18 protein-coding genes are annotated in these 24408 nt (G+C 62.9%); 15 read left to right on the top strand and 3 right to left on the bottom strand.

Features of this window, described 5'->3' with window-relative positions:
* Positions 1–344: 344 nt before the first annotated feature.
* Positions 345–833: a cyclophilin-like fold protein gene (locus tag BLS60_RS01215; protein WP_206353751.1), complete on the bottom strand. Its 489-nt coding sequence runs from the start codon at positions 831–833 to the stop codon at positions 345–347.
* A gap of 311 nt (positions 834–1144) precedes the next feature.
* Positions 1145–2038, bottom strand: a complete 894-nt coding sequence (locus BLS60_RS01220) for a LysR family transcriptional regulator (protein WP_092363736.1) — start codon at positions 2036–2038, stop codon at positions 1145–1147.
* 158 nt (positions 2039–2196) lie between these two features.
* Between BLS60_RS01220 and BLS60_RS01225 the strand changes: the two genes are divergently transcribed.
* The 15 genes from BLS60_RS01225 to BLS60_RS01295 all read left to right on the top strand — a co-directional run bounded on the left by BLS60_RS01225 (position 2197) and on the right by BLS60_RS01295 (position 22678).
* Entirely contained in the window at positions 2197–3396 is a 1200-nt protein-coding gene (locus BLS60_RS01225; protein ID WP_092363739.1) for an MFS transporter, read from the top strand.
* 45 nt (positions 3397–3441) lie between these two features.
* Positions 3442–4470 carry an alpha/beta hydrolase gene (locus tag BLS60_RS01230; RefSeq protein WP_092363741.1) on the top strand — a complete coding sequence of 343 codons (1029 nt, stop codon included), beginning with the start codon at positions 3442–3444 and terminating at the stop codon, positions 4468–4470.
* Positions 4471–4627: 157 nt separating this feature from the next.
* A complete protein-coding gene (locus BLS60_RS01235; protein WP_092363744.1) occupies positions 4628–8041 on the top strand; it encodes an AAA family ATPase in 3414 nt (1137 codons plus the stop codon).
* A complete protein-coding gene (locus BLS60_RS01240; RefSeq protein WP_143024561.1) occupies positions 8031–8564 on the top strand; it encodes an ankyrin repeat domain-containing protein in 534 nt (177 codons plus the stop codon). Before BLS60_RS01235 ends, BLS60_RS01240 begins: the two co-directional genes overlap by 11 nt.
* A gap of 135 nt (positions 8565–8699) precedes the next feature.
* The gene (locus tag BLS60_RS01245; protein WP_070881351.1) at positions 8700–10337 is read left to right on the top strand and encodes a glucan biosynthesis protein D; all 1638 of its coding nucleotides are present in this window, start codon (positions 8700–8702) and stop codon (positions 10335–10337) included.
* 108 nt (positions 10338–10445) lie between these two features.
* Positions 10446–10997 (top strand): YaeQ family protein, encoded by a 552-nt coding sequence (locus BLS60_RS01250; RefSeq protein ID WP_070881352.1) that lies wholly within the window; start codon positions 10446–10448, stop codon positions 10995–10997.
* 62 nt (positions 10998–11059) lie between these two features.
* The gene (recJ, locus tag BLS60_RS01255) at positions 11060–12772 is read left to right on the top strand and encodes a single-stranded-DNA-specific exonuclease RecJ (RefSeq protein ID WP_092363750.1); all 1713 of its coding nucleotides are present in this window, start codon (positions 11060–11062) and stop codon (positions 12770–12772) included.
* 392 nt (positions 12773–13164) lie between these two features.
* A complete protein-coding gene (locus tag BLS60_RS01260; RefSeq protein ID WP_092363752.1) occupies positions 13165–13896 on the top strand; it encodes a tellurite resistance TerB family protein in 732 nt (243 codons plus the stop codon).
* A 344-nt stretch (positions 13897–14240) separates the two neighbouring features.
* Positions 14241–15863 (top strand): methyl-accepting chemotaxis protein, encoded by a 1623-nt coding sequence (locus BLS60_RS01265; RefSeq protein WP_070881450.1) that lies wholly within the window; start codon positions 14241–14243, stop codon positions 15861–15863.
* 4 nt (positions 15864–15867) lie between these two features.
* Positions 15868–16383, top strand: a complete 516-nt coding sequence (locus BLS60_RS01270; RefSeq protein WP_276325634.1) for a chemotaxis protein CheW — start codon at positions 15868–15870, stop codon at positions 16381–16383.
* On the top strand, positions 16380–17630 hold the full coding sequence (locus BLS60_RS01275; RefSeq protein ID WP_092363755.1) for a CheR family methyltransferase: 1251 nt from the start codon (positions 16380–16382) through the stop codon (positions 17628–17630). Before BLS60_RS01270 ends, BLS60_RS01275 begins: the two co-directional genes overlap by 4 nt.
* Positions 17620–18297 carry a chemotaxis protein CheW gene (locus BLS60_RS01280; protein ID WP_092363758.1) on the top strand — a complete coding sequence of 226 codons (678 nt, stop codon included), beginning with the start codon at positions 17620–17622 and terminating at the stop codon, positions 18295–18297. The genes BLS60_RS01275 and BLS60_RS01280 overlap by 11 nt, the downstream gene beginning before the upstream one ends.
* On the top strand, positions 18294–20585 hold the full coding sequence (locus BLS60_RS01285; RefSeq protein WP_092363761.1) for a hybrid sensor histidine kinase/response regulator: 2292 nt from the start codon (positions 18294–18296) through the stop codon (positions 20583–20585). The genes BLS60_RS01280 and BLS60_RS01285 overlap by 4 nt, the downstream gene beginning before the upstream one ends.
* Positions 20582–21583 carry a chemotaxis response regulator protein-glutamate methylesterase gene (gene cheB, locus BLS60_RS01290; RefSeq protein WP_070881359.1) on the top strand — a complete coding sequence of 334 codons (1002 nt, stop codon included), beginning with the start codon at positions 20582–20584 and terminating at the stop codon, positions 21581–21583. The genes BLS60_RS01285 and cheB overlap by 4 nt, the downstream gene beginning before the upstream one ends.
* Positions 21584–21646: 63 nt before the next feature.
* Entirely contained in the window at positions 21647–22678 is a 1032-nt protein-coding gene (locus BLS60_RS01295; protein WP_070881360.1) for a response regulator, read from the top strand.
* A gap of 1 nt (position 22679) precedes the next feature.
* On the opposite strand, the gene BLS60_RS01300 is transcribed toward BLS60_RS01295, so the two are convergent.
* Positions 22680–24332, bottom strand: coding sequence for a sensor domain-containing diguanylate cyclase (locus tag BLS60_RS01300; RefSeq protein WP_092365244.1), 1653 nt, complete (start codon positions 24330–24332; stop codon positions 22680–22682).
* Positions 24333–24408: the final 76 nt, after the last annotated feature.

The following is a 24408-nucleotide window of genomic DNA, read 5'->3' on the forward strand; positions in this document are numbered from 1 at the left end:
GGCGAATCTCTCTCCTTGTGAGCGGATCTCACACGTTACCCGCGCGTAGCGGGGGGCGGCGGAACGTTTTTGTTACTGCCCGCGACATGGGGCGATTTACCCGAGTCGCTGGTGAGTTCGGGCGCTGCCTGGCAAGAGCGTGATTTTAGAAAACAATCTCCGTTAGGGCATCGAGGGAAAGTCGGTTGTACAGAGTATTGATTAGCTGCATGTAGGAACTTACACCGCTACCGTCTCTCCTTAATGCCAGCAAGTTCAACGCATGATGGTGCGTGATCTTTCTTCAGCTGAAAGGAATTCTGTCTGGTTGTGTATGACTGCATCGCCTGATGCACACCTAACGTTCAGTGATTGATTAGTTCGAACCTGACGTTCAGCGGGCTTGGCTGGCGAATGATGTCTAGATTTGTTTCGAGCGCGCCAAGTTTTATAAGCCCGGGCGAGTACGTGAAGCCTTTGTAGAAAATCGCAATATTGCCCCATGGGGCGTAATAGGCGAAATCTCCCGTTACCGGCGTTATACCTGGTGCTGCGTCTTGAGTGCTCAACTTGCGAGATAGCGTGGTGATCTTCTCGCTGCCGGCATAGTCTTCCAGCGTTAGGTCGAGTGGCAGCAGAGCGACGAAGTCTCTGGAGGTCTGATTATTTTCGAGGCTGATGGTCACGGACTCACCATTGACTAGCATTGCAACACGCATGGCTTGTTCTCGGTTGGTGGGCTGAGCTGTTTCTGCATAGGCCTGAGGCTGCAGGGTTGCGGCAAAAACACTGAGCCGCAGCAGGATAGTCAACCATCTCCCGGCACAGTGTGTGCTCAGTGTTTTTTCGATCATAGGGCGTACCCTGAAGCATGAGCGCTAGGAGGACGCAGCATATGTCACTACTGAGTAATTCATTACCTCGCCGGTCTTGTATGAGTATGTGAGGGTTACTCAATAATCACCCATACAGTGATAGTCAACATGCTCTGCGTACTGTCGTAATGTCGCCTCGCAGGTTAAGCAATAGTCACACTTGTTGCGATGACGCCCATCCACTAAAGGTGTGGCTACGCTGGGCTATCTATTTTCCCTGCCCTGGCCCGAGTTCAAACGGCTTGCGAAACCCGGACAAGTTCTCGGCAAGGCCAGCGCCGAAGTTCCTGTCATCCCCGATATCTGATTGCATCCACAAATGCCGTGAACGCGGGGGATGCCTGGCGGCGATTGGGATAATAGAGGTGAAAACCTTCGAAGTAGGGACTCCAGTCGGCGAGTACTTCCTTGAGGCGTCCGCTGGCCAGATGCGGTTCGGCTAGAAAATCCGGTACATAAGCCAGCCCTACGCCATCAAGGGCAGCGTTCAGGACGTGGATCATGCTGTTGGAGGTGAACTGGCCGCTGACCCGCGTGTTCAGCTTGCGGCCGTCCTTTTCGAATTCCCAGGCATAGCAGTTGCCATTCGGTGAGTGGCGGATGTTGATGCAGGTGTGCTGGGTCAGGTCTTGGGGCTGCTGCGGTGCGGGGTGCTTCTCGAAATACTCGGGGGTGCCGACGACCGACAGGCGCCAGTCCGGCCCCAGGCGTACAGCGATCATGTCCTTGCTGATCGACTCCCCGAGACGTATCCCCGCATCGAAACGCTCGCTGACGATATTGGTGAACCCGTAGTCGATGCACACCTCGACGTGAATGTCCGGGTACTGGGCCAGAAAACCCGTCAGCTTGGGGCGGATTATGTTCTCGGCGGCGTCATCGGAGCAGGTCACACGGATGGTGCCCGCGGGCTTGTCGCGCATCTCGCCCAGCACTGCCACTTCTGTAGTGATCTGATCCAGCAGCGGTCCGATTGCATTCATCAGCTTCTCGCCCGCTTCGGTCGGCGCCACGTTGCGCGTAGTGCGAGCCAGCAAGCGCACCCCCATTTTTTCTTCAAGACCGCGAATGGTGTGGCTCAAGGCCGAGGCGGTGACGCCAAGCTTCACGGCTGCGCGAGTGAAGCTCTGATCCCGCGCCACTGCGAGGAAGGCTTGCAGGTCATTTAGTCTGGGTGTGCTCATTGTTGAGTTTCTCTCACAATCGCATGGAAATTGTGTCGTCTAATCATGGTAATCCCTTTGCTCTAGCCTGTGCTTCACATTTTTACGGTCGTCGGGCTGGCAGCGGATGGCATGCGTTGCGTCAGTTTGTCGGCCGGGTTCAGACAGGTCATTGGTGCATGAAAACAATTGCTTCATCTACGGGACACAATGCGGCTGCGGCCTATCCTCCTGCTTGGGGTGCAGTCTTTTCGATGGCGCTGTGTGTGGTCGTGCTGATTGCCTCGGAGTTCATGCCGGTCAGCCTGCTGACGCCCATCGCGCAGGACCTTGGCATCAGCCAGGGGCAGGCAGGTCAGGCGATTTCCATTTCCGGCTTCTTCGCGGTGTTGACCAGCCTGCTCAACACGCCGCTGACCGGTCGCTTTGATCGCAAAAGAGTGCTGCTCGGTTTCAGCTTCCTGCTGCTGTTATCGGGTGTGACGGTGGCGTTTGCGCCCAACGGCGTGGTGTTCATGACCGGTCGGGCCTTGCTGGGTGTCGCCATCGGTGGCTTCTGGTCGATGTCGACTGCCACAGTCATGCGTCTAGTACCGAAGGATTCGGTCGCCAAGGGACTGGCGTTGATCAATGGCGGTAACGCGTTAGCCGCGACTGTCGCCGCGCCGCTGGGCAGTTTTCTGGGGCAGTACATTGGCTGGCGTGGCGCGTTCTTTCTGGTGATCCCGCTCGCGGTGCTGGCCTTCGCGTGGCAGTGGTTGAGCGTCCCGGCGATGAGCAGCCCGCAGAACAGCCGGGCGACCAATCCTTTCAAGCTGCTGCGCAATCCGCAGGTGGCCATCGGCATGCTCGCGATCATGCTGCTGTTCATGGGCCAGTTCGCGGTCTTCACCTACCTGCGTCCGTTTCTGGAAAGCATCACCGGCGTGAGCGTGACCACGTTGTCGCTGATGTTGCTGCTGCTGGGCCTCTGCGGTCTGGCAGGGACCTGGATGATCGGAGGGCTGCTGCAAAAACGCATTTACGCCTACCTGATCGCAATCCCGCTGGCAATGGCCGTGCTAGCTGCTGTGTTGATTGCGCTGGGGCATTCGCCTGTGGCCGTCGCTGTTGTGCTCGGTGTCTGGGGACTGGTGGCCACGCCTGCGCCGGTGGCCTGGGGTTTGTGGCTCAGCCGCACGCTGCCAGACGACGCCGAAGCCGGTGGCGGCCTGATGGTTGCGGTCATTCAGATGGCGATCACCGTGGGTGCTGGCGTGGGTGGCGCGTTGTTCGATCACCTCGGCTGGTGGAGCCCTTTCGCATTTGGCGCCGTGGTGTTGTCCGGTTCGGCCGCCTTTGCCCTGGCCGCAATGCGTCACGCTCGATTCAGCGCATGAAGCAATAAAGAACCTTTGTTTATCCCTCGATTCAGGAAACCGCAAATGAAGAGACTTCTGGTGATGCTTGGGCTTTTAGTGGGCTCCCATGTGGCAATGGGAGCAGATATGTCCAACGGCGCAAACAACTTCTACAAGAGCGACACCCTCATTCAGCAGAAGGTGACGTTCAACAACCAGTACAAGATGCGCGTGGCCGGGAACCTGTTCATTCCGAAAGGCTGGGACCCGGACGTAAAGGGGCCGGCCATCATCGTCGGCCACCCCATGGGGGCAGTGAAAGAGCAGAGTTCCAACCTGTATGCACAGAAGCTGGCCGAACAGGGTTTCGTGACCCTGTCCCTGGACTTGTCGTTCTGGGGCGAGAGTGAAGGCCGACCACGCAATGCCGTATCACCGGACCTCTACGCCGAAGACTTCAGCGCGGCAGTGGATTTCCTCGGCACCCAGACCTTCGTCGACAAAAACCGCATCGGTGTTCTGGGTATCTGCGGCAGCGGCAGCTTCGTCATCAGCGCTGCCAAGATCGACCCGCGCATGAAAGCCATCGCCACCGTCAGCATGTACGACATGGGCGCTGCCAACCGTAACGGACTCAAGCACTCGCAGACGCTGGAGCAAAGAAAGAAGATCATCGCCGAAGCGGCGGCGCAGCGTGACCTGGAATTTGCGGGCGGCGAGACCAGATACACCAGCGGCACCGTGCACGAGATCACCGAAAAATCGCATCCGATCGAGCGCGAGTTCTACGATTTCTACCGTACGCCGCGTGGCGAGTTCACGCCTGAAGGCCAGTCGCCCAAGCTGACGACGCACCCGACGCTGACCAGCAACGTCAAGTTCATGAACTTCTATCCATTCAATGACATCGCCTCGATCTCGCCGCGACCGATGCTGTTCATCGCAGGCTCCGAAGCGCACTCGCTCGAGTTCAGCCAGGAAGCCTTCAAGCTCGCTGGTGAGCCTAAACAACTGGTGATTGTGCCAGGGGCTGGTCATGTCGATTTGTACGATCGGGTCAAACTGATCCCATTCGACTCGCTGAGCGAGTTCTTCAGAAAGAACCTGAAGTAACAGGCTCGACCGACCAAAACCCTGCTGGTGAGACGCGTATTGAGCCGATATCCCAGCTGATCACTCTCCTCAACAAGCAGGGTCCCCGGCATGGGCGACAGCCTCGCAACGGTGCGACAATAGCTGTTCTGCCGTGACCCGAGCTCAGTCCCCGTCCATGAAAATCCTCAGCCTGCGCCTGAAGAACCTCAACTCGCTCAAGGGCGAGTGGAAGATTGATTTCACCGCCGAGCCGTTCGCCAGCAATGGGCTGTTCGCCATTACCGGACCAACAGGCGCTGGCAAGACGACGTTGCTCGATGCCATCTGCCTGGCGCTGTATCACCGCACGCCGCGTATGGAACGGGTCGGCGGCGAGAATGAGCTGATGACCCGGCACACCGCAGAATGCCTGGCCGAGGTCGAGTTCGAGGTGAAGGGGCAAGGTTATCGGGCGTTCTGGAGCCAGCGCCGCGCGCGGGATAAATCCGACGGTGCGCTACAAGGCGCCAAGGCCGAGCTGGCGCGGCTGGATGGCGAAATCATCACCGACAAACTCAGCGAAAAGCCCCGCGAAGTGGAGCGCCTGACCGGCCTGGATTTCGGCCGTTTCACCAAGTCGATGCTGCTGGCGCAAGGTGGTTTTGCCGCGTTTCTCGAAGCCTCGGCCAACCAGCGCGCCGAGCTGCTGGAGGAGCTGACCGGCACCGATATCTACGGGCTGATCTCTCAGCGTGTGTTCGAGGACACCCGCGAGGTGAAGACCCAGCTCGATCAGCTGCGCGCCCGTGCCGATGGTGTCGAACTGTTGAGTGATGAACAGCGCCAGGCCCTCGCAGACGAATCCGCGCAGTTGGCGGTCGAGGAGGGCGAGACGCAGCACGCCTGTGCCGAGGCCGGCCGGCAACGGCAATGGTTGACCGATCTCGCACGCGTGGCAGGGCAGGTCACCACCGCCGCGGCGCAGCTTGAGGCGGCCGCTCAGGCCGAGCAGCAGGCGGCAGGCGAGTTGATGCGTTTGCAGCAGAGCGAGCCGGCGCAGCGGCTGCAGCCGATGTATCAAGCCAAACGCGAAGCGGGCCGTGCACTGGCGGCCAGTGAAGAGGAACAGCAAGCGCATCAGCGTGAGTGGGTCGAGGTCAATGCGCGTTTGCACGCTAGCCTGAAGCAGGCGGCGCAGGCCAGCGCCGCCGTCGCCCTGGGCAAACAGCAGACGCTGCAGCAGCTGGAGGATGAATGCAGCACCCTCGATGCGCAGTTGCAGGCCTCTGCCGATCACCAGCGGTTGGCCGCGCAACTCAGCGGTTGGCAGCACGCCTTCGAGGTGCGCGAGCAGGCGCAGCACGCCATCGCCGCGCTGCAGGCACGTCAGCAGACGGGCGCCGAGCAGGTGCAAAGGCTTCAGCTCAGCCTGGGCGGCGTCGCTCAGTCGGTTCAGGCTGCGGCGCAAGCCAAGGCCGATGCCGAGCAGCGGGTTGCCGATGTCGAGGCGCGCTGGCAGGAGGCGCTCGCCGGGCGCACTGAAGCGGACTGGCGGGACCACTGGCAACAGGTTCATGCCCGCGGCAGCGCGCTGGAGCAGCTGGCGCAACTGGCTGAGCGGCGCGCTCAGCTCACCCGGCAACAGCAGCGCGTAGCCGCCAATCTGGCTCGCCAACAGCAAGGCCTGAGTGAGCGGGAGACCGAGCGCATGGCGTTGCGCGAGCGTTATCGCGAGGTGAAGCAACGGCTGACCGATCAGGACAAGTTGCTCGAGCAGGAGCAGCGTATCCAGGCGCTGGAGGCGTACCGGGCGCAGCTTCAGGCCGAAGAGGCTTGCCCGCTGTGCGGCTCCACCGAGCATCCGGCCATCGCGGCGTATCGGGCGCTGGATGTCTCGGCTACCCAGCGTGAACGTGACGAGGCGCGGCAGACGCTCGATGCACTGACCGAACAGGGACAGAACCTCGGCAATCAGGTCGCGACCTTGCAGGCTCAGGTGGCGCAGTGTCAGGAGCAGGCGCAGGAACTGCAGCAGCACCTCGACGCGATCACTACCGCCTGGCAGCGCCAGGGCGAGGTGCTGAAGCCGTTGCCCGAAGACGAACCGGCGCTTGCCGCCGCACAGACCCGGCAGATCGCCGAGCGAGTCGAGGTTGACGGCACGCTGAAGAAACTCGATGGCCTCAAGCTGGAGCTCGACCGCGCCCGCCAGGCCGCCAATATCGGCAATCAGAAGCACACCGCCGCCCAGCAGCAACTTGGCGCCGTCGAGCGGGATCGCGACCTCGCGCAAACCACGCTGCAGGCGCTGGACGAGCAACTGGACGCACAGCGCGCGCGGCAGCAGCAGGTCGAGGCGGAGTTGACGACGCAACTGGCCGCCTTCGGTCATTCCCTGCCCGTTGACGGCGCCGCCTGGCTGGCCGCGCGCCAGGCCGATGCCGAGTGCTGGCAGGCGGCGCAGCAGCGGCGTCAGGCGTTGGCGCAACAGCAGCCTACTCTGCAGCACCAGCTCGGCGAGGCGCAGAAACAATCACAGCAATGGCTGGCACGCTGGCAGGCCGCAGGCGGTGAAGCATTCGACGCGCAGCGGCTGGAGCAGGCCGAGACACAGCTCGACGCGGCCGAAGCCGACTGGCAAAGCGCGGAGCGGCGCGGTATGGAACTGCGCATCACCCTCGATAACCTGACTCAGCGGCAGGTCGGGTTGCGCGTCGCCGAGCAGGCCGCCGCCGCGCAGTGGCAAGCGGCCCTGACCAGCAGCCCGTTCAGCGATGAACAGGCGTTTCTCGATGCGTTGCTCGATGACAACCAGCGTGAGCAGTTGCAAGCACTCAAGGAGCGCCTGCAGACATCGCGCACCGAAGCCCAGGCGCTGCACGCCGCGGCGCATGCGCAAGTGGCCGAATTGCAGGCTGCCCCGCAGACCGAGCACAGTGCCGCGTACCTGGACGAGCACCTGCAGGCGTTGCAGGCGACGTTGAAGCAGCTCGGTCAGCGCCAGGGCGAAATTCGCGGACAGTTGCAGGGCGATGACGCACGGCGGCTGAACCAGCAGGCGCTGTTCGAAGCCATCACCCGCCAGCAAGGTGAATACGACAGCTGGCAGCAGCTCAATAGCCTGATCGGCTCAGCCGATGGTGCCAAATACCGACGCTTCGCCCAGGGGCTGACCCTCGGCCACCTGGTGCACCTGGCCAATGGTCAGCTGCAGCGTCTGCACGGGCGCTACCAACTGGCGCGTAAATCCCAGGGCGAGCTGGAGCTGGAGGTCATCGACACCTGGCAGGGCGACGTGGCGCGCGATACCCGCACGCTGTCCGGCGGCGAAAGCTTTCTGGTCAGCCTGGCGCTGGCGCTGGCGCTGTCCGATCTGGTCAGCCACAAGACGCGCATCGACTCGCTGTTTCTCGATGAAGGCTTCGGCACACTCGATGGGGAAACCCTGGAAGTGGCTCTCGATGCACTCGACAACCTCAATGCCAGCGGCAAGATGATCGGCGTGATCAGCCACGTCGAAGCGCTCAAGGAGCGCGTGGCGGTGCAGCTCAAGGTGAGCAAGGGCGTGGGCATGGGCTACAGCACACTGGAGAAACGTTATGCGCTTTGACAAGCCACTGATACCTCACCGTGTTCGCCGGACCTTGTCTGCCTCGCCTGGATTTTTCCAGCTGCCTGTTGGGTTAATGGGGCTGTGCCTGCTGGTCGGCGTTGCCCAGGCCGAAGATGTGCAGAACGATCACGGCCTGCAAGTGATGGATGAACGCGGTTGTGTGCTCGGTAACGCATCGATGCAGGCGCCGACCCTGACGCTGATGGCGGCAGCCTACGGCGAGTCCGAGGCGCGCAAGGACATGGCACTGGCGCAGATGACTCAGGCGCTCGATGCCGGTTGTCCGGTCGATGAACCTGACCAGATGGGTTTATCTGCGCTGAATGGTGCGATTCTCTATGGCGAACCGGCGCTGGTCACCTTGCTGCTGGAGCACGGCGCCGATCCGCGGCGCAAGATCGTCAGCCCGAAAACCACCCTCAACGGCCTCGACTCGTTCGCCTTCCTCGCCATGCTTACCCAGCGTGACGGCAAGCGTGACCGCACCGCTATCAGGGCGCTGCTGGAAAAGAAACGCTAGCCGTTTCGCTTGTGATCGCGCGGCGCAACACCAATGGTTGCAAATACGCCGTGGAACCATCTGGCGAGTAGGGCTCTCTGTTGTAGGTCTTTTTAATCGCCTTCGTGCAGATTCCTTACCGACTCAGGGATGCCCATGCAACGACGTAACCTCCTTAAAGCCTCCATGATGCTGGCCGCCGTCAGTGGCCTGCCAGCTGGCCTGTTCAGCCTGCGCAGCTTCGCCGAAACCGCTGATGGCAAGGCCGAACCGTTCGATTTCAAACAGCTGCAGGCTCGGGCCAAAAGTATGGCCGGCCGCGCCTACCAGAGTACTGCCGAGGTGCTGCCCAAGACCCTCGCCGAGCTGACGCCGCAGCAATTCAACGCCATCCAGTACGACCCGGCGCATTCGCTGTGGAACGAACTGGACGGACAGCTCGACGTGCAGTTCTTCCACGTCGGCATGGGTTTCCGCCAGCCGGTGCGCATGCACGCCGTCGACGCCAAGAGCCGGGTGGCGCGCGAAGTGCATTTCCGCCCTGATCTGTTCGAATACGGCAAGAGTGGTGTGGAGGTCGATCAGCTCAAGGGTGACCTGGGTTTCGCCGGCCTGAAGGTGTTCAAGCAGCCGAATATCGACAAATACGACATCGTTTCCTTCCTCGGTGCCAGCTACTTCCGTGCGGTGGATAACACCGGCCAGTACGGCCTGTCGGCCCGCGGTCTGGCGGTCGATACCTTCACCGACAAACCCGAGGAATTCCCCGACTTCACCGAGTTCTGGTTCGAGACGCCGGACAAGGATGCGACCCGTTTCGTGCTCTACGCACTGCTTGATTCGCCCAGCGCCACTGGTGCCTACCGCTTCGACATCGACTGCCTGGAAGACCGTGTGGTGATGGACATCGACGCGCACATCAATGCGCGCAAGGCGATCAAGCAGCTGGGCGTTACGCCGATGACCAGCATGTTCGCCTGCGGTAGCCACGAGCGTCGCATGTGCGATTTCGTCGCCACGGCGATCCACGACAGCGATCGCCTGTCCATGTGGCGGGGCAACGGCGAGTGGTTGTGCCGGCCGTTGAACAATCCGGAAAAGCTGCAGTTCAACGCGTTTGCTGACAACAACCCGAAAGGCTTCGGCCTGGTGCAGTTCGACCACGACTTCAAGTCCTACCAGGACACCGTGGTCTGGTACAGCCGCCGGCCGAGCCTGTGGGTCGAGCCGACCACCCAATGGGGCGAGGGCAGCATCGATCTGCTGGAAATTCCCACCACCGGCGAGACCATGGATAACATCGTCTGCTTCTGGAATCCCAAGCAGGCCATCGAGCCTGGCACCTCGCTGAACTTCGGCTACAAGCTGCACTGGGCAGCGCTGCCGCCGGTCAAGCCGACCCTGGCGCAGGCCCAGGCTACCCGATCCGGCATGGGTGGTTTCACCCTCGGCTGGGCGCCGGGCGAGCATTGGCCGAAACAGTGGGCACGACGCTTCGCCATCGATTTCGGCGGCGGCCCACTGGCCAAGATGGATGCCAAAGCCCAGGTCGAAGTGGTGGTCGAGGCGTCGCATGGCGAGGTCAAGGATTTCAGCATTCTTGCCTTGTACCCGGATGTCGAAGGCTTCCGCGCTCAGTTCGACTGGTTCCCGACCAGCGACAGCGTCGAGCCGGTGAACATGCGTGCCTACCTGCGCCGCGTCGACAACAAGGAAGTGCTCAGCGAAACCTGGCTGTACCAGTACTTCCCACCGGCGCCTGCAGAACGTCGCTACCCGGACTGGAAGGCCTGAGAGTCAGGCAAGTGAGCCGTGGCAGACGCCCCTTTGGGCGGCGCTCTGCCCACGGTTCCGGCCGGCCTGATAGACTGGCGCACTTTCCCGAATTCCAAGAAGTGCGCAATGGCCCAGCCGTCCACGACCTACAAGATCGATCTCAACCTCACCGATATCGATCGCAGCATCTATGAAAACCTGCGTTTCACCGTGGCCCGCCATCCTTCGGAAACCGAGGAGCGTCTGGCGTCGCGGCTGATCGCCTATGCGCTGTTCTATCAGGAAAGCCTGGCCTTCGGGCGCGGCCTGTCGGATGTCGACGAGCCGGCGCTGTGGGAGAAAAGCCTGGACGGTCGTGTGCTGCACTGGATCGAAGTCGGCCAACCGGACAGCGAGCGCATCACCTGGTGCTCGCGACGTACCGAAAAATTCAGCCTGGTGGCTTACGGCAACCTGCGCGTGTGGCAGACCAAGTGTCTCGACCCGGTGCGCACCCTGAAAAACATCAATGTCGTCGCCCTGGGCCAGGAAGCGCTCGCCGATCTCGCTCAGGATATGCCCCGTGCGCTGAGCTGGAGCGTGATGATCAGTGATGGCGAGCTGTTCGTGACTGACGAGCGCGGCCAGCATGAAATCCCCATCGAGTGGCTGGCTGGCGAGCGCACTACAGGCAATTGATCCACAGGCGTCCGTTCGGCTGGCGCCTCCCGTTTTAACCGCACGAGTAGAATCCGACCTCCATGCGTATCGAGTCCCGCCCGCTTCCTGCTTCGCTGCCCGACCTGGGTAACCTGCCACCGTTGTTGACCCGGCTTTATGCGGCCCGCGGGGTGCTGTCGGCAGTTGAGCTGGAGAAAGGCCTTGCGCGGCTGATCCCGTTCACGCAGCTAAAAGGCATCGAGGCCGCAGTGGGCTTGCTGGTCGAGGGCTTGCGCCTGCGCCAGCGCCTGCTGATCGTTGGTGATTTCGATGCCGACGGTGCCACCGCCAGCACCGTCGGCGTGCTTGGCCTGCGCATGCTCGGCGCCGCCCATGTCGATTACTTGGTGCCAAACCGCTTCGAGTACGGCTACGGACTGACCCCGGAAATCGTCGCCGTGGCGCTGACCCGCGAGCCTGAGCTGCTGATCACCGTCGATAACGGCATTTCCAGCATCGAAGGCGTGGCCGCTGCCAAGGCGGCCGGCCTGAAGGTACTGGTCACCGACCATCACTTGCCGGGCAACGAATTGCCGGCTGCCGATGCCATCGTCAATCCCAACCAGCCGGGCTGTACGTTCCCGAGCAAGTCGCTGGCGGGCGTGGGGGTGATTTTCTACGTGCTGCTGGCGCTGCGCACGCGGCTGCGCGAGCTGGGCTGGTTCACCGCCGAGCGCCCCGAGCCCAATCTCGGCGAGCTGCTCGACCTGGTGGCTCTCGGCAGCGTCGCCGACGTGGTGCCGCTGGACGCCAACAATCGTATTCTCGTGCACCAGGGCCTGGCGCGCATTCGTGCTGGCCGGGCGCGGCCGGGGCTGCGCGCATTGCTGGAAGTCGCCGGCAAGCAGCATGGGCGCATTACTTCGACCGACCTGGGCTTCATTCTCGGCCCGCGCCTGAATGCCGCCGGCCGCCTTGACGACATGAGCCTGGGCATCGAGTGCCTGCTCTGCGAAGACGAAGCTCTGGCGCGCGACATGGCCGTGCAGCTCGATCAGTTCAACCAGGACCGCAAGGCCATCGAGCAGGGCATGCAGCGCGAGGCGCTGGCTCAGCTTAAAGACCTGCCGCTGGAAAACCTGCCGTTCGGGCTCTGCCTGTTCGAGGCGGATTGGCACCAGGGCGTGATCGGTATCCTCGCCTCGCGGCTCAAGGAGCGCTATCACCGCCCGACCATCGCCTTCGCCGATGCTGGCGATGGCCTGTACAAGGGCTCGGCGCGGTCGGTACCGGGGTTTCACATCCGCGACGCACTGGACGCTGTGGCGTCACGCCATCCGGGGCTGATCAGCAAGTTCGGCGGCCACGCCATGGCCGCCGGTCTGTCGTTGCCAGCCGAGCACTTCGAGACCTTCGCGGCGGCGTTCGATGAAGAAGTTCGCCGCCAGCTCTGCGAGGATGACCTGACCGGCCGGCTGCTGTCCGATGGCGTATTGAGTATCGATGAATTCAACCTGCCGTTGGCCCGCGAGCTGCGCAATGCCGGCCCGTGGGGCCAGCATTTCCCGGAGCCGCTGTTCCATGGCGCGTTCCAGCTGGTGCAACAGCGCATCGTCGGTGAGCGCCACCTCAAGGTGGTGCTGAAGAGCGAGTGCGGCAGCCTGCAACTGGACGGCATCGCCTTTGGCGTCGACCGCGAGGTATGGCCCAACCCGACCGTGCGCTGGGTGGAGCTGGCCTACAAGCTGGACGTCAACGAATTCCGTGGCCAGGAGTCGGTGCAGTTGTTGATCTCCCATCTGGCGCCGCGCTAGCAGGTCGTTGAAAAACTACTTCGGCTTTGGCGTCCTGCGTCGCTCTACCTTCTGCATCCATGCAGTAGTGCGTTGCCATCGCTGCGTTAAAAACAGGCTCGGTAAGCCGCTTGCGGCTAACGCGCTTTAGCGCGGCCCGAAGGGCGAGCGAAGCGAGTCATGCTCATGTACAAAAGTACATTCCGCTTCCTCGCTTATTTTTGCCTTGCGCTGGCTGCCTCGCCTACGTTTTTAAACGGCCTGCTGGTACGAGCTTGAACGACGCTTGCTCTGACCGGTCTATTTGACGAGGCTTGAGGCGCTTGCCTGCGCAATATCTTGACGCAATCTGTAACCAACGGCGGCCAGGCTTCGCAGTAGATTCGTTCGTTCTTGAACCATTGGAGATTTCCATGAATACGCGCGGCTTGCTCGATCAACTGCTGAAGTCCGGGCAGGAATTGCTGCAACAGAAAACCGGCGGCAAGTCTTCCTCGTCGGGGCTGGGCGGTGCGCTGGGTGGATTGCTGGGGAGTAGCAGTGGCGGCCTTGGCAAAAGCGACAATGGCGGTATCGGCTCGATGCTCAAGGGTGCTGGTGGCGGCGCGGCGCTGGCCATGCTGCTGGGTAACAAGAGCGCCCGCAAGATCGGCGGCAAGGTCATCACCTACGGCGGCCTGGCTGCACTCGGCGTGATCGCCTACAAGGCTTATGGCAATTGGCAGGCCAAGCAAGCCGGCGCACCACAGGGCGAGCCACAGACCCTCGACCGATTGCCTGCTCCACAGGTCGAACTGCACAGCCAGGGCATCCTCAAGGCGCTGGTAGCCGCGGCCAAGGCCGATGGTCATGTTGACGAGCGTGAGCGCGAACTGATCGAAGGCGAATTCAGCAAGCTGGCAAGCGACGCTGAAACCCAGCGCTGGCTGCAGGCCGAGCTGAACAAGCCACTGGACCCTGCCGATGTGGCGCGTTCAGCCACTACGCCGGAAATGGCCGCTGAGATGTACGTCGCCAGCGTGCTGATGGTCGATGAGGAACACTTCATGGAGCGCGCCTACCTTGAAGAATTGGCGCGCCAGTTGAAGCTCGATCCGGCGCTCAAGGCAGAACTCGAAGCCCAGGTTCGCCAGGATCTGCAGTAACCCCGCCTTAGTCAGCTGCCGACGGCATGATCGCCGTCTGGCAGCGACATTCCCCTTTTCGCTGACAGCGAGACGCCTGTTGCTACAGTAAATAGGTTCGGTCTCGCTTGCGCTGCAATCGCAACGCCCATAGAGTCCGGCGCATGACCTGCGGGCATTGCTCGCAGGCTCCGTTGAGAACCTTTTCACGATCTGCATCGCGTCGGTCCTACTGCGTAAAAAACACGCTCGGAATGCTCATTTACAGCTCGTAAACTCCGCATCCTCGCTCGTTTTTGCCTTGTATGCCTCTAGCTCGCACGATCCTGAACAGGCTGTCAGAGTCTCGGTAGATGGGGTTGAATGTGAAGAACTGGACTGTTCGCCAGCGTATCCAGGCAAGTTTCGCGATCATTATTGCGATCATGCTCATGATGGCCGCTGCATCCTTCGAGCGTCTGCTCAAGGTCGAAGGGGGCGCGACTCGCCTGCTGGACGATGCCATGCCTGGCATGTTCCACATCACTCAAGTGCGCAGTGCCTGGACGGAAATGTTCCACCAGACCATCGTGCAGGTCAGCATTCAGGAGCAGCATACGCTTACCGATGACGACCGGAAGTCGATCAAGGCGGCCGGCGATATGCTGCTCGGCTCCCTGGCTGATTACCATCGCACTATCGGCGTAGACGCTGATCGCAGTGCTCTTGAGGCATTCGAGCAGACCCGCCAGCGCTTTGCCGAGCAGCAGGCCAGCGTGCTCGGTCTTTACCAGGAGGGTCGCCAGAACGAAGCGAGGGCCGAGCTGGCCGGGCCGCTGACCGATACCTGGAACGCCGGGCGCGCCCAACTCACCTCAATGATCGAACTCAACCGAGACGTGGCCTACACGTCTGCGGCCGGCATCGTCTCCGCGGTCAACCTCGCCGAGGTGAGCATGGCCATTTCGGTGGTGCTGGCGATCGTCGCTGCGTTCGTTTGCGGCTACTTCCTGATGCAGGCGATAACCCGCCCGGTGCAGCAGGTCGTGCGCACCTTGCAAGCCCTCGCCAGTGGCGACCTGACTGCGCGCCTGGATCTTGGCCGGCGCGACGAATTTGGCGCCATCGAGACGGGCTTCAATGGCATGGCCGAAGAGATCAAGACACTGGTTGCCCAGGCGCAACGCTCTTCCGTACAGGTCACCACGTCGGTCACCGAGATTGCCGCCACCTCCAAGCAGCAACAGGCCACTGCCACAGAAACCGCCGCGACCACCACGGAAATCGGCGCGACTTCGCGCGAGATTGCCGCCACGTCGCGGGATCTGGTGCGCACCATGACCGAGGTGTCCGGCGCTGCCGAGCAGACCTCGACCCTGGCTGGTGCCGGACAACTGGGCCTGGCGCGCATGGAAGACACCATGCATCAGGTGATGAGCGCCGCCGAGCTGGTCAACGCCAAGCTGGCGATCCTCAATGAGAAGGCCGGCAACATCAATCACGTGGTCACCACCATCGTCAAAGTGGCCGATCAGACCAACCTGCTGTCGCTCAATGCCGCCATTGAAGCCGAGAAAGCCGGTGAATACGGTCGCGGCTTCGCGGTGGTCGCCACCGAAGTGCGCCGCCTGGCCGACCAGACTGCGGTCGCCACCTACGACATCGAACAGATGGTCCGCGAGATTCAGTCTGCAGTGTCGGCCGGCGTGATGGGCATGGACAAGTTCTCCGAAGAAGTGCGCCGCGGTATCGGCGAAGTCGGCCAGGTCGGCGAGCAGCTGGCACAGATCATCCATCAGGTGCAGGCGCTGGCGCCACGCGTGTTGATGGTCAACGAAGGCATGCAGGCGCAGTCCACCGGCGCCGAGCAGATCAACCAGGCGCTGGTGCAGCTCAGCGAAGCCTCGTCGCAGACCGTGGAATCGCTGCGTCAGGCCAGTGCCTCGATCGACGACCTCAATCTGGTGGCGAACGGTCTGCGTACCGGCGTCAGCCGTTTCAAGGTCTGAGCCGGTGAGTGAAACGTCCAGGTCAACGCCGGGGCGGCGCAGCCCTGGTCAGCTGTTCCTGTTGTTCAGCATGGGCACGGATCGCTATGCCCTGGATGTACGCGAAGTGATCGAGGTCATGCCGCTGCGCCGCTTGAAACACATTCCCGCTGCGCCTGACTGGGTGGCAGGTCTATTCGCCTTTCGCGGCAAGCCGGTGCCGGTGCTCGACCTCTGTGCTCAGGCGCTGGGGCGGGCTGCCACCGTGCGTACCAGCACTCGGCTGGTCGTGGTCAATTACCAGCCGCAGGCGAGTGAGCCGGCGCGCTGGCTCGGGCTGATTCTCGAACAGGCCAGCGACACCCTGCGCAGCCCGGTCGAGGCGTTCGCCGATGCCGGGGTCAGCGTGCCCAATGCCCGCTACCTGGGGCCAGTGCTCAAAGCTGAGCAGGGGCTGGTGCAATGGGTGCGAGTGGCCGACCTTCTTGATGTGACGGTGCGCGAGCTGCTGTTCACCGCCGCAGCCGAGGTCAGCGTATGAATGGCCGTTTCGAGCAGCTGCTGCACGGTTTGATCGGCCTGGACGCCGAGTCGGTGGGCCAGGTGGTGATCGAGCGCGCGGTTCGCCAGCGCGTCGCCGCTCTGGGCTGTGCCGATGAAGACGCCTACTGGCTGCAGCTGAAGGCTTCCGCTACCGAACAGCAGGCGCTGGTCGAAGCGGTGGTGGTACCCGAAACCTGGTTCTTCCGCTACCCGGAATCCTTCGTCGCCCTGGTACGGCTGGCCCGTGAACGTATCGGCCAGATCATGGGTGTGCGCCCGCTGCGCATTCTCAGCCTGCCGTGCTCCAGCGGCGAAGAACCGTATTCGATTGCCATGGCGCTGCTCGATGCCGGCCTGCCGAGCGAGTCGTTTCGTATTGATGCCATGGACATCAGCGAGCTGATACTGGTGCGCGCCCAGCGAGCGTTGTACGGGCGAAATTCGTTCCGGGGTGACGACCTGAGTTTCCGTGACCGCCACTTCGTTGAGACGCCTGAAGGCTTTCAGCTGAAGGATGAGGTCTGCCGCAAGGTGCGCCTGCTCGCCGGCAACCTGCTGGCGCCCGGGCTATTGGCCGGCGAGGCGCCTTACGATCTGGTGTTCTGCCGCAACCTGTTGATCTATTTTGACCGGCCGACCCAGCACGCGGTGGCCGCCGTGTTGCAGCGGCTGATGCGCGAGGATGGTGCATTGTTCATTGGCCCGGCCGAGGCCAGCCTGTTCAGCCAGGTCGGCATGCGGGCGCTGAACATTCCGCTGGCCTTCGTCTTTCGCCGCGGCACTGCCACGCTGCCGAGGCTAGTCGCTTCGCAGAGCACCGGCCTGGCGGCCACGCCCGTTCGTGCGCGAGCCGCGCTGCCCGTTACCCCTGTGGGCAAGCCGCCAGTTCCTCGTGCGCCGTCGGCCACGCCACTGCCACGCGCCGGGGCTGGTGATGCCGCACTGGATGAAATCGCCGGGCTGGCCAACGCCGGGCGTAGCGATGAGGCGCGCGCCGCCTGCGAGCGCTACCTGGCGGCTCATGGCCCGACGGCGCAGGCCTTCTACTGGCTGGGCCTGCTCAGCGATGTTGCCGGGCGCAGTAACGAGGCTCAGGACTATTACCGCAAAACCCTGTATCTGGCGCCCAAGCACGCCGAGGCGCTGGCGCATCTGTCGGCGTTGCTTGCCGCTCGGGGCGACCTGGCCGGAGCCAAGCGCCTGCAACAGCGTGCTGGACGTGGAGTGAGCCGCGATGACCGATAGCCTTCTGCCGTTGAGCGATGTCGAGCGCGAGGCTGTCGACGACTGCTGGAACCGTATCGGTGTACAGGGTGACAAGTCCTGTGAGCGGCTGGTCAAGCACATCCATTGCCGTAACTGCGAGGTGCATGCCGCCCTCGCGACCCAGCTGCTGGATCGTTTCGCGCTGCAGCGCAGCCAGGAGCCCGAGCACGAGTGGGTAGAGGAGGCGGATTGCGAGCGCCGCTCGCTACTGATTTTTCGTGTCGGCGAAGCCTGGCTAGCAGTGGCGACCCGGGCGTTGAGCGAGGTGGCGACGCGCTCGGCGATTCATTCGCTGCCGCATCAACGCTCGCTGGGCCTGATGGGCGTTACCAACGTGCGCGGTGCGCTGGTGGCCTGTGTCTCATTGGCGGAAATGCTCGGCCTGGATAGCGCCGAAGCCGCCACCGAAAGGCGTGTGGTACCCCGGATGTTGATTTTCAACCTGGTTGACGGCCCAGTGGTAATGCCGGTCGATGAGGTCGAGGGCATCGAAGCCGTCGAGGTCAGTCAGGTGGTAGAGGCCGGCAATGGCAGCGTGCCGATGGCACGGCGTTTCGCATCCGGCGTTTTGCACTGGAAGGGCCGCAGCGTGACTTTGCTCGATGAGCAGATATTGCAGCAAACCATCGCCAGGAGCCTCGGATGACGCCCGATCAGATGCGCGACGCGTCGCTGCTGGAGCTGTTCAAGCTCGAGGCCGAAGCGCAGACCCAGGTTCTCAATAGCGGCTTGCTGGTGCTCGAACGCGATCCGCGACATGCCGACAGCCTTGAAGGCTGCATGCGCGCTGCCCATTCGCTCAAGGGCGCTGCGCGCATCGTTGGTCTCGATCTGGGCGTGAAAGTCGCCCATGTGATGGAGGACTGTCTGGTCGAGGCGCAGGAGGGGCGCCTGTTGCTGCAGCCCGAGCACATCGATGCGCTGCTGCAGGGCGCGGACATCCTGTTGAGCCTGGGTTCGCAATCGAGCGGGCCGGGCGCCGCCGTCGATGAACTGATCGAGCGCCTCGGCATCCTCGCCCGCGGCGGGCATGTGCCGAGTCGGCCTTCGGTAGCACTGTCGACGCAAGCGCTTCTGCCTGAGCCTGAACTGCCGGAGGCCCCTTCACTTCACGCCGAGCCCGAGGCAAAGGCGGTGCCTGGCACTGCTCTGAAGGCCGAGAACAGCGATGTAACCAGCGAAGGGCGAGGGCGCATTCTGCGCGTCAGTGCCGAGCGCCTCGACCATCTGCTGGATATTTCAAGCAAATCGCTGGTCGAGTTCCAGCGTATCAAGCCGCTAGGTGAAGGCCTGCAGCGTCTCAAGCGTCTGCAAACCACCGCGCGGCGGGCGCTGGACGTGGCGCGTGAAGCGCTGCCCGAAGGCAGCATCGACGCCCAGGCCGAGGCCATGCTGGTGGAGACCCGCCAGGCACTCGCGGATTGTCAGCAAGTGTTGGCCCAGCACATGACCGATCTGGACGATTTTGGCTGGCAGGGCGGCCAGCGTGCCCAGTCCTTGTACGACGCGGCGCTGTCGTCGCGCATGCGCCCGTTCGCCGATGTGTTGTCGGGCCATGAGCGCATGTTGCGCGACCTGGCCCGCGCGCTCGGCAAGCAGGTGCGGATGGTGATCGAGGGAGAAGGCACTCAGGTCGACCGCGATGTGCTCGAACGTCTGGAAGCGCCCTTGACTCATCTGCTGCGCAACGCGCTGGATCACGGTATCGAGTCGCCCGAGACGCGCCTCGCTCACGGCAAGACGGCCGATGGGCAAATCCTCATTCGCGCCCGTCATCACGCCGGCATGTTGTTGCTGGAGCTGAGCGACGACGGCGGCGGGGTCGATCTGGATAAGCTGCGTCGTGCAGTGATAAGCCGCGGTTTCGCTACCGAGCAGACCGGCGAACAGCTGACCGAAGACGAGCTGCTGGCCTTTCTGTTCCTGCCGGGTTTCAGCATGCGCGATCAGGTCACCGAGGTGTCTGGCCGTGGCGTCGGCCTCGATGCAGTGCAGCACATGGTGCGCCAACTGCGCGGTGGCGTGCGTATGCAGCAGCTCGAGGGCAAGGGCTCGACGTTTCATCTTGAGGTGCCACTGACGTTGTCAGTGGTGCGCAGCCTGGTGGTCGAGGTCGGCGGCGAAGCCTACGCCTTGCCCCTGGCGCATATCGAGCGGATGACCCGCCTGCAGGCCGAGGATATCGTTCAGCTCGAAGGCCGTCAGCATTTCTGGAGCGAAGGGCAGCACGTCGGCCTGATCGCCGCCAGCCAGATTCTCCAGCGCCCGGAGGGCAAGCCCAGCGACAACGGCATCCCGGTGGTGCTGATTCGCGACCGGGACAGCCTGTTTGGCCTGGTGGTCGAGCGTTTCGTCGGTGAGCGCACCCTGGTGGTGATGCCGCTCGACCCCCGCTTGGGCAAGGTGCAGGACGTGTCCGCCGGTGCGCTGCTCGACGATGGCACTCCGGTACTGATTCTGGATGTCGAAGATATGCTCATGTCGGTATCCAAGCTGCTCGGCAGCGGCCGTCTGGAACGCGTCGATCGTAGTGTCCGCCAGCTCGCCGGTGCTCAGCGCAAGCGTGTGCTGGTGGTCGATGATTCGCTGACCGTCCGCGAGCTGGAGCGCAAACTACTCCTCGGTCGCGGCTACGACGTGGCAGTGGCGGTCGACGGCATGGATGGCTGGAACGCTTTGCGCGCCGAGCACTTCGACCTGCTGATCACCAATATCGACATGCCGCGCATGGACGGCATCGAACTGGTCACTCTGGTGCGGCGCGACAGCCGCCTGCAAGCCCTGCCGATAATGGTGGTGTCTTACAAGGATCGTGAAGAAGACCGCCGGCGTGGCCTGGATGCTGGCGCCGACTATTATCTTGCCAAAGCCAGTTTCCATGACGAGGCGTTGCTCGACGCCGTGGTTGATCTGGTAGGGGAACCACACGAATGAGGATAGCTATCGTCAACGATATGCCGCTGGCCGTCGAAGCCTTGCGCCGTGCGCTGGCTCTCGAGCCTGAGCATCGCATCGCCTGGATTGCCGGCAACGGCGCAGAGGCGGTGCAAAACTGCCAGGTCGATCTACCGGACCTGGTGTTGATGGACCTGCTGATGCCGGTCATGGATGGGGTCGAGGCGACCCGGCTGATCATGGCACACACCCCCTGCGCGATCCTGATCGTCTCGGTGGACATCGAGCAGCACATCAGCCGTGTATTCGAAGCCATGGGCCACGGTGCGCTGGACGCCGTCAACACGCCCTCGCTGGGCACTGACAAGTCAGCCGACGCGACCGCGTTGCTGCGCAAGATTCAGAACATTGGCTGGCTCATCGGCCAGCACAGCAACCGCAAGCGCAGTGCATCGGTGCCGACGCCGGGGACGGCAGCCCGCCGGCTGGTGGCGATCGGCGCCTCGGCTGGCGGGCCGGCTGCGCTGGCTGCGCTGCTCAAGCAGCTGCCCGGCAATTTCAATGCGGCGGTGATGCTGGTGCAGCATGTCGACGAAGTGTTTGCCGCCGGCATGGCCGACTGGCTGGCCGGCGAGTCGGCCATGCCGGTGCGTCTTGCCCGGGCCGGCGAGCAACCGCAGCCGGGCGTGGTGCTGCTGGCGGGCACCAACAACCACATGCGCCTACTGCGCAATGGCGAACTGGACTATACGGAAGAGCCTCGCAGCCATGTTTATCGCCCATCGATCGACGTGTTCTTCGACAGTGTCGCCGAGCACTGGCGGGGTGAGGCGATTGGCGTTCTGCTCACCGGCATGGGAAGAGACGGCGCGCAGGGACTGAAAAACCTGCGCGGTCACGGCTTTACCACCATCGCCCAGAGTCAGGCCAGTTGCGCGGTATACGGCATGCCCAAGGCGGCTGCCGAGCTCGACGCGGCGAAGGAGATCCTCGCGCTAGAGCGCATTGCTCCGCGTATCGTTGAGCTATTCGGCTGATAGACTTACCCTGCATCCAGTTTCTTTGGAAACGTGCCTTCAACCCCAGGTCTGGAGACCTACATGCAAGCCCCCCTCAACTCACCTGAAGAACGTGGCTCCCCCAAGGATGGCGCAGTCATGGTGCTGCTGGTCGACGATCAGGCCATGATCGGCGAGGCCGTTCGCCGCGAATTGCTGGGCGAGGCGGGCATCGACTTCCACTTCTGCTCCGATCCGACCCAGGCAGTCGCCGTGGCCGAGCAATTGCGCCCGACGGTCATTCTTCAGGACCTGGTGATGCCCGGCATTGACGGCCTGACATTGCTCGGTGCCTACCGTGCGCGACCTTCGCTGCGCGATGTGCCGATCATTGTGCTGTCGACCAAGGACGACGCCACGGTGAAGAGCACTGCCTTTGCCAGCGGCGCCAACGATTACCTGGTTAAGCTGCCGGACACCATCGAACTGGTGGCGCGCATTCGCTATCACTCGCGCTCCTACACCGCGCTGCAGCAGCGCGACGAAGCCTATCGCGCATTGCGCGAAAGCCAGCAGCAGTTGCTGGAAACCAACCTGGTGTTGCAGCGCCTGATGAATTCCGATGGCCTGACCGGGCTGTCCAATCGCCGGCACTTCGACGAATACCTGGAAATGGAATGGCGTCGCGCGCTGCGTGAGCAATCGCCAATGTCCTTGTTGATGATCGATGTCGATTTCTTCAAGAGTTTCAATGACAGCTTCGGTCATGTGGCGGGTGATGATGCGCTGCGTCGCGTCGCAGAATCCTTGCGCGCCAGCTGCAGCCGTTCCACCGATATGCCGGCCCGTTACGGTGGTGAAGAGTTCGCCATCGTGCTGCCGAGCACCTCGGCCGGCGGCGCGCGTCTTCTTGCCGAGAAGGTGCGCCGTGCGGTTTCCGATCTGGGCATTCCCCATGACCAACCCGCGCCCGGCTCGGTGTTGACCACCAGCCTGGGCGTTGCGACGTTGGTGCCGCGCGCTGGCCAGAGCATACTGCAACTCGTCAATCTGGCGGACCAAGGCCTGTATATGGCCAAACAAGCGGGCCGTAACCAGGTTGGCCTGGTCAACGACACCAGCTCGCTGGCCTGAATCACGCCAGCGGGGCGTTGGGCTGCGGTTCGCCGTGAAAGGCCGCACGGCCACGGCCCGCCTGTTTGGCCCGATACAGCGCCTGGTCGGCTAATTCCACCACCTGCTCCAGGCTGCCATCGTCGCGTGGCCACAGCGCGCCGCCGATACTGCAGCCCACCTGCAGGTGCTTACCATCCCACTCGATTACCGATTCCAGCGCGCGGATCGCCCGCTCGGCAATCTGCCGTGCTTGGCCGGCGGCTCCATCGAGCGGTACCTGCAGGATCATCAGAAATTCATCGCCGCCCAGGCGTACCACCAGATCGCCTACGCGCAGGCAGCCGCGCATGCGTAAAGCAGCTTCGCGTAGCACCTGATCACCAGCGCCGTGTCCGTAGCGGTCGTTGACTGGTTTGAAGCCATCGAGGTCCAGATACAGCACCGCCAGCCCAGTGCTTCCGGCCTGGCTGCGTTGCTGTGCCAGTGGCAGGTACCTGGCCAGAGCGGCGCGGTTCGGTAGCCCGGTCAACGGGTCATGGTGGGCGCGGTTCTCCAGGGCGTCGAGTTCGGTATGCTGGCGCGTCAGACTTTCCACCAGATGACGGATTGACTGGCTGAGCTGGGCGACCTCCCGCGGGCTGCGTACCTCCGGTATCACGGTGATTTCGCCATTGGCAAGCCGGTCGGCTGCCTTGGCTATGGTGCGCAGCGGGCGGGCGAGGTACAGCGTCAGCACCCAGCCGCAGGCCGCGAACAGCACTGCCAGCGAGATACCCCAGAGCATGATGGTGGTGTGCATGTCCTTCACGGGCGCATCGGCCTGTTGCACATCGCGGCGGGCGACTACCATCCAGCCCAGCCCCGGGTAATCCAGATGGCCCTGGCTGCGGGCCAGACCGGTCAGGTAAAGCTCGCCGTCCGGCCATTGCTCCACGGCCCAGCCGATGTTGCTGCCCGGCAGATTATCCATCATCGACAAATGCAGGCGCTTGCCTATCAGATTGGCCGGGGCCAGCAGCATGGTGCGATCCTGGCCAACCACGAAGAACTCGATCTGTCGGCGGTCCTCGGTGGGTTTGAGGATTGCCTGGCGTACCTCATCGGCCCATGACCAGGACAGGTGCGCGGCGAGCACGCCGGTGAGACCGCCGTCCTGCGCATACACCGGCAGGCTGATGTCGACGAACTTCATCGCTTCGCCGGTCGGGTTGGGCAGCAGCTTGGCGAGCAGCACCGCCTCGTGCACATCGCCGATGAACAGGCGCTTGCTACCCTCCAGAAAGACCGGGCGTTGGGCGATGCTGGCGCCCTCCAGTACGCGGTTGCTGGATGCCAGTACGTTGCCCTGCGGGTCGGTGAAGCCGATCCAGGCGATGCTCGGGAACTGACCCTGCAGGTGATCGAGCAGCCGCCGGATGTCGTCGACGTCGTCCGGTTGGCGCAGTACGCGCAGGCTGCCGATTACCTGCAGCATGCTGGCGCGGCTCTGCATGTCACGATCTAGACGGTCGAGCATCATGTACGAAGCTTCAGCCAGTTCCCGGCCCGCTTCCTCGCGGATGCGCTGGCCGGCGTCATGGCTGATCAGGCTGCCGAACAACCAGCTCAGCATGCTCACCAGCAAGGCGATCAACAGGGCATAGCGGCTGCGCAGGCTTTGGACGGGAAACATGATGCGGTAGTCCTCAGGCGGCTGTGGCGGGCTGGCCTTCAAAGTATAGATGGCCGTCGGTCTGTGGCAGGCTGAT

This window comes from Phytopseudomonas seleniipraecipitans (assembly GCF_900102335.1).
Lineage (GTDB): Bacteria > Pseudomonadota > Gammaproteobacteria > Pseudomonadales > Pseudomonadaceae > Aquipseudomonas > Aquipseudomonas seleniipraecipitans.

Bases quoted from the DNA above. Each gene is read 5' to 3' on its own strand.
- BLS60_RS01280 (WP_092363758.1), top strand. From the start codon at position 17,620: ATGACCGATAGCCTTCTGCCGTTGAGCGATGTCGAGCGCGAGGCTGTC.
- BLS60_RS01225 (WP_092363739.1), top strand. From the start codon at position 2,197: ATGAAAACAATTGCTTCATCTACGGGACACAATGCGGCTGCGGCCTAT.
- BLS60_RS01240 (WP_143024561.1), top strand. From the start codon at position 8,031: ATGCGCTTTGACAAGCCACTGATACCTCACCGTGTTCGCCGGACCTTG.
- cheB (WP_070881359.1), top strand. From the start codon at position 20,582: ATGAGGATAGCTATCGTCAACGATATGCCGCTGGCCGTCGAAGCCTTG.
- BLS60_RS01220 (WP_092363736.1), bottom strand. From the start codon at position 2,038: ATGAGCACACCCAGACTAAATGACCTGCAAGCCTTCCTCGCAGTGGCG.
- BLS60_RS01300 (WP_092365244.1), bottom strand. From the start codon at position 24,332: ATGTTTCCCGTCCAAAGCCTGCGCAGCCGCTATGCCCTGTTGATCGCC.
- BLS60_RS01245 (WP_070881351.1), top strand. From the start codon at position 8,700: ATGCAACGACGTAACCTCCTTAAAGCCTCCATGATGCTGGCCGCCGTC.
- BLS60_RS01230 (WP_092363741.1), top strand. From the start codon at position 3,442: ATGAAGAGACTTCTGGTGATGCTTGGGCTTTTAGTGGGCTCCCATGTG.
- BLS60_RS01215 (WP_206353751.1), bottom strand. From the start codon at position 833: ATGATCGAAAAAACACTGAGCACACACTGTGCCGGGAGATGGTTGACT.
- BLS60_RS01275 (WP_092363755.1), top strand. From the start codon at position 16,380: ATGAATGGCCGTTTCGAGCAGCTGCTGCACGGTTTGATCGGCCTGGAC.
- BLS60_RS01285 (WP_092363761.1), top strand. From the start codon at position 18,294: ATGACGCCCGATCAGATGCGCGACGCGTCGCTGCTGGAGCTGTTCAAG.
- BLS60_RS01260 (WP_092363752.1), top strand. From the start codon at position 13,165: ATGAATACGCGCGGCTTGCTCGATCAACTGCTGAAGTCCGGGCAGGAA.
- BLS60_RS01250 (WP_070881352.1), top strand. From the start codon at position 10,446: ATGGCCCAGCCGTCCACGACCTACAAGATCGATCTCAACCTCACCGAT.
- BLS60_RS01295 (WP_070881360.1), top strand. From the start codon at position 21,647: ATGCAAGCCCCCCTCAACTCACCTGAAGAACGTGGCTCCCCCAAGGAT.
- recJ (WP_092363750.1), top strand. From the start codon at position 11,060: ATGCGTATCGAGTCCCGCCCGCTTCCTGCTTCGCTGCCCGACCTGGGT.
- BLS60_RS01235 (WP_092363744.1), top strand. From the start codon at position 4,628: ATGAAAATCCTCAGCCTGCGCCTGAAGAACCTCAACTCGCTCAAGGGC.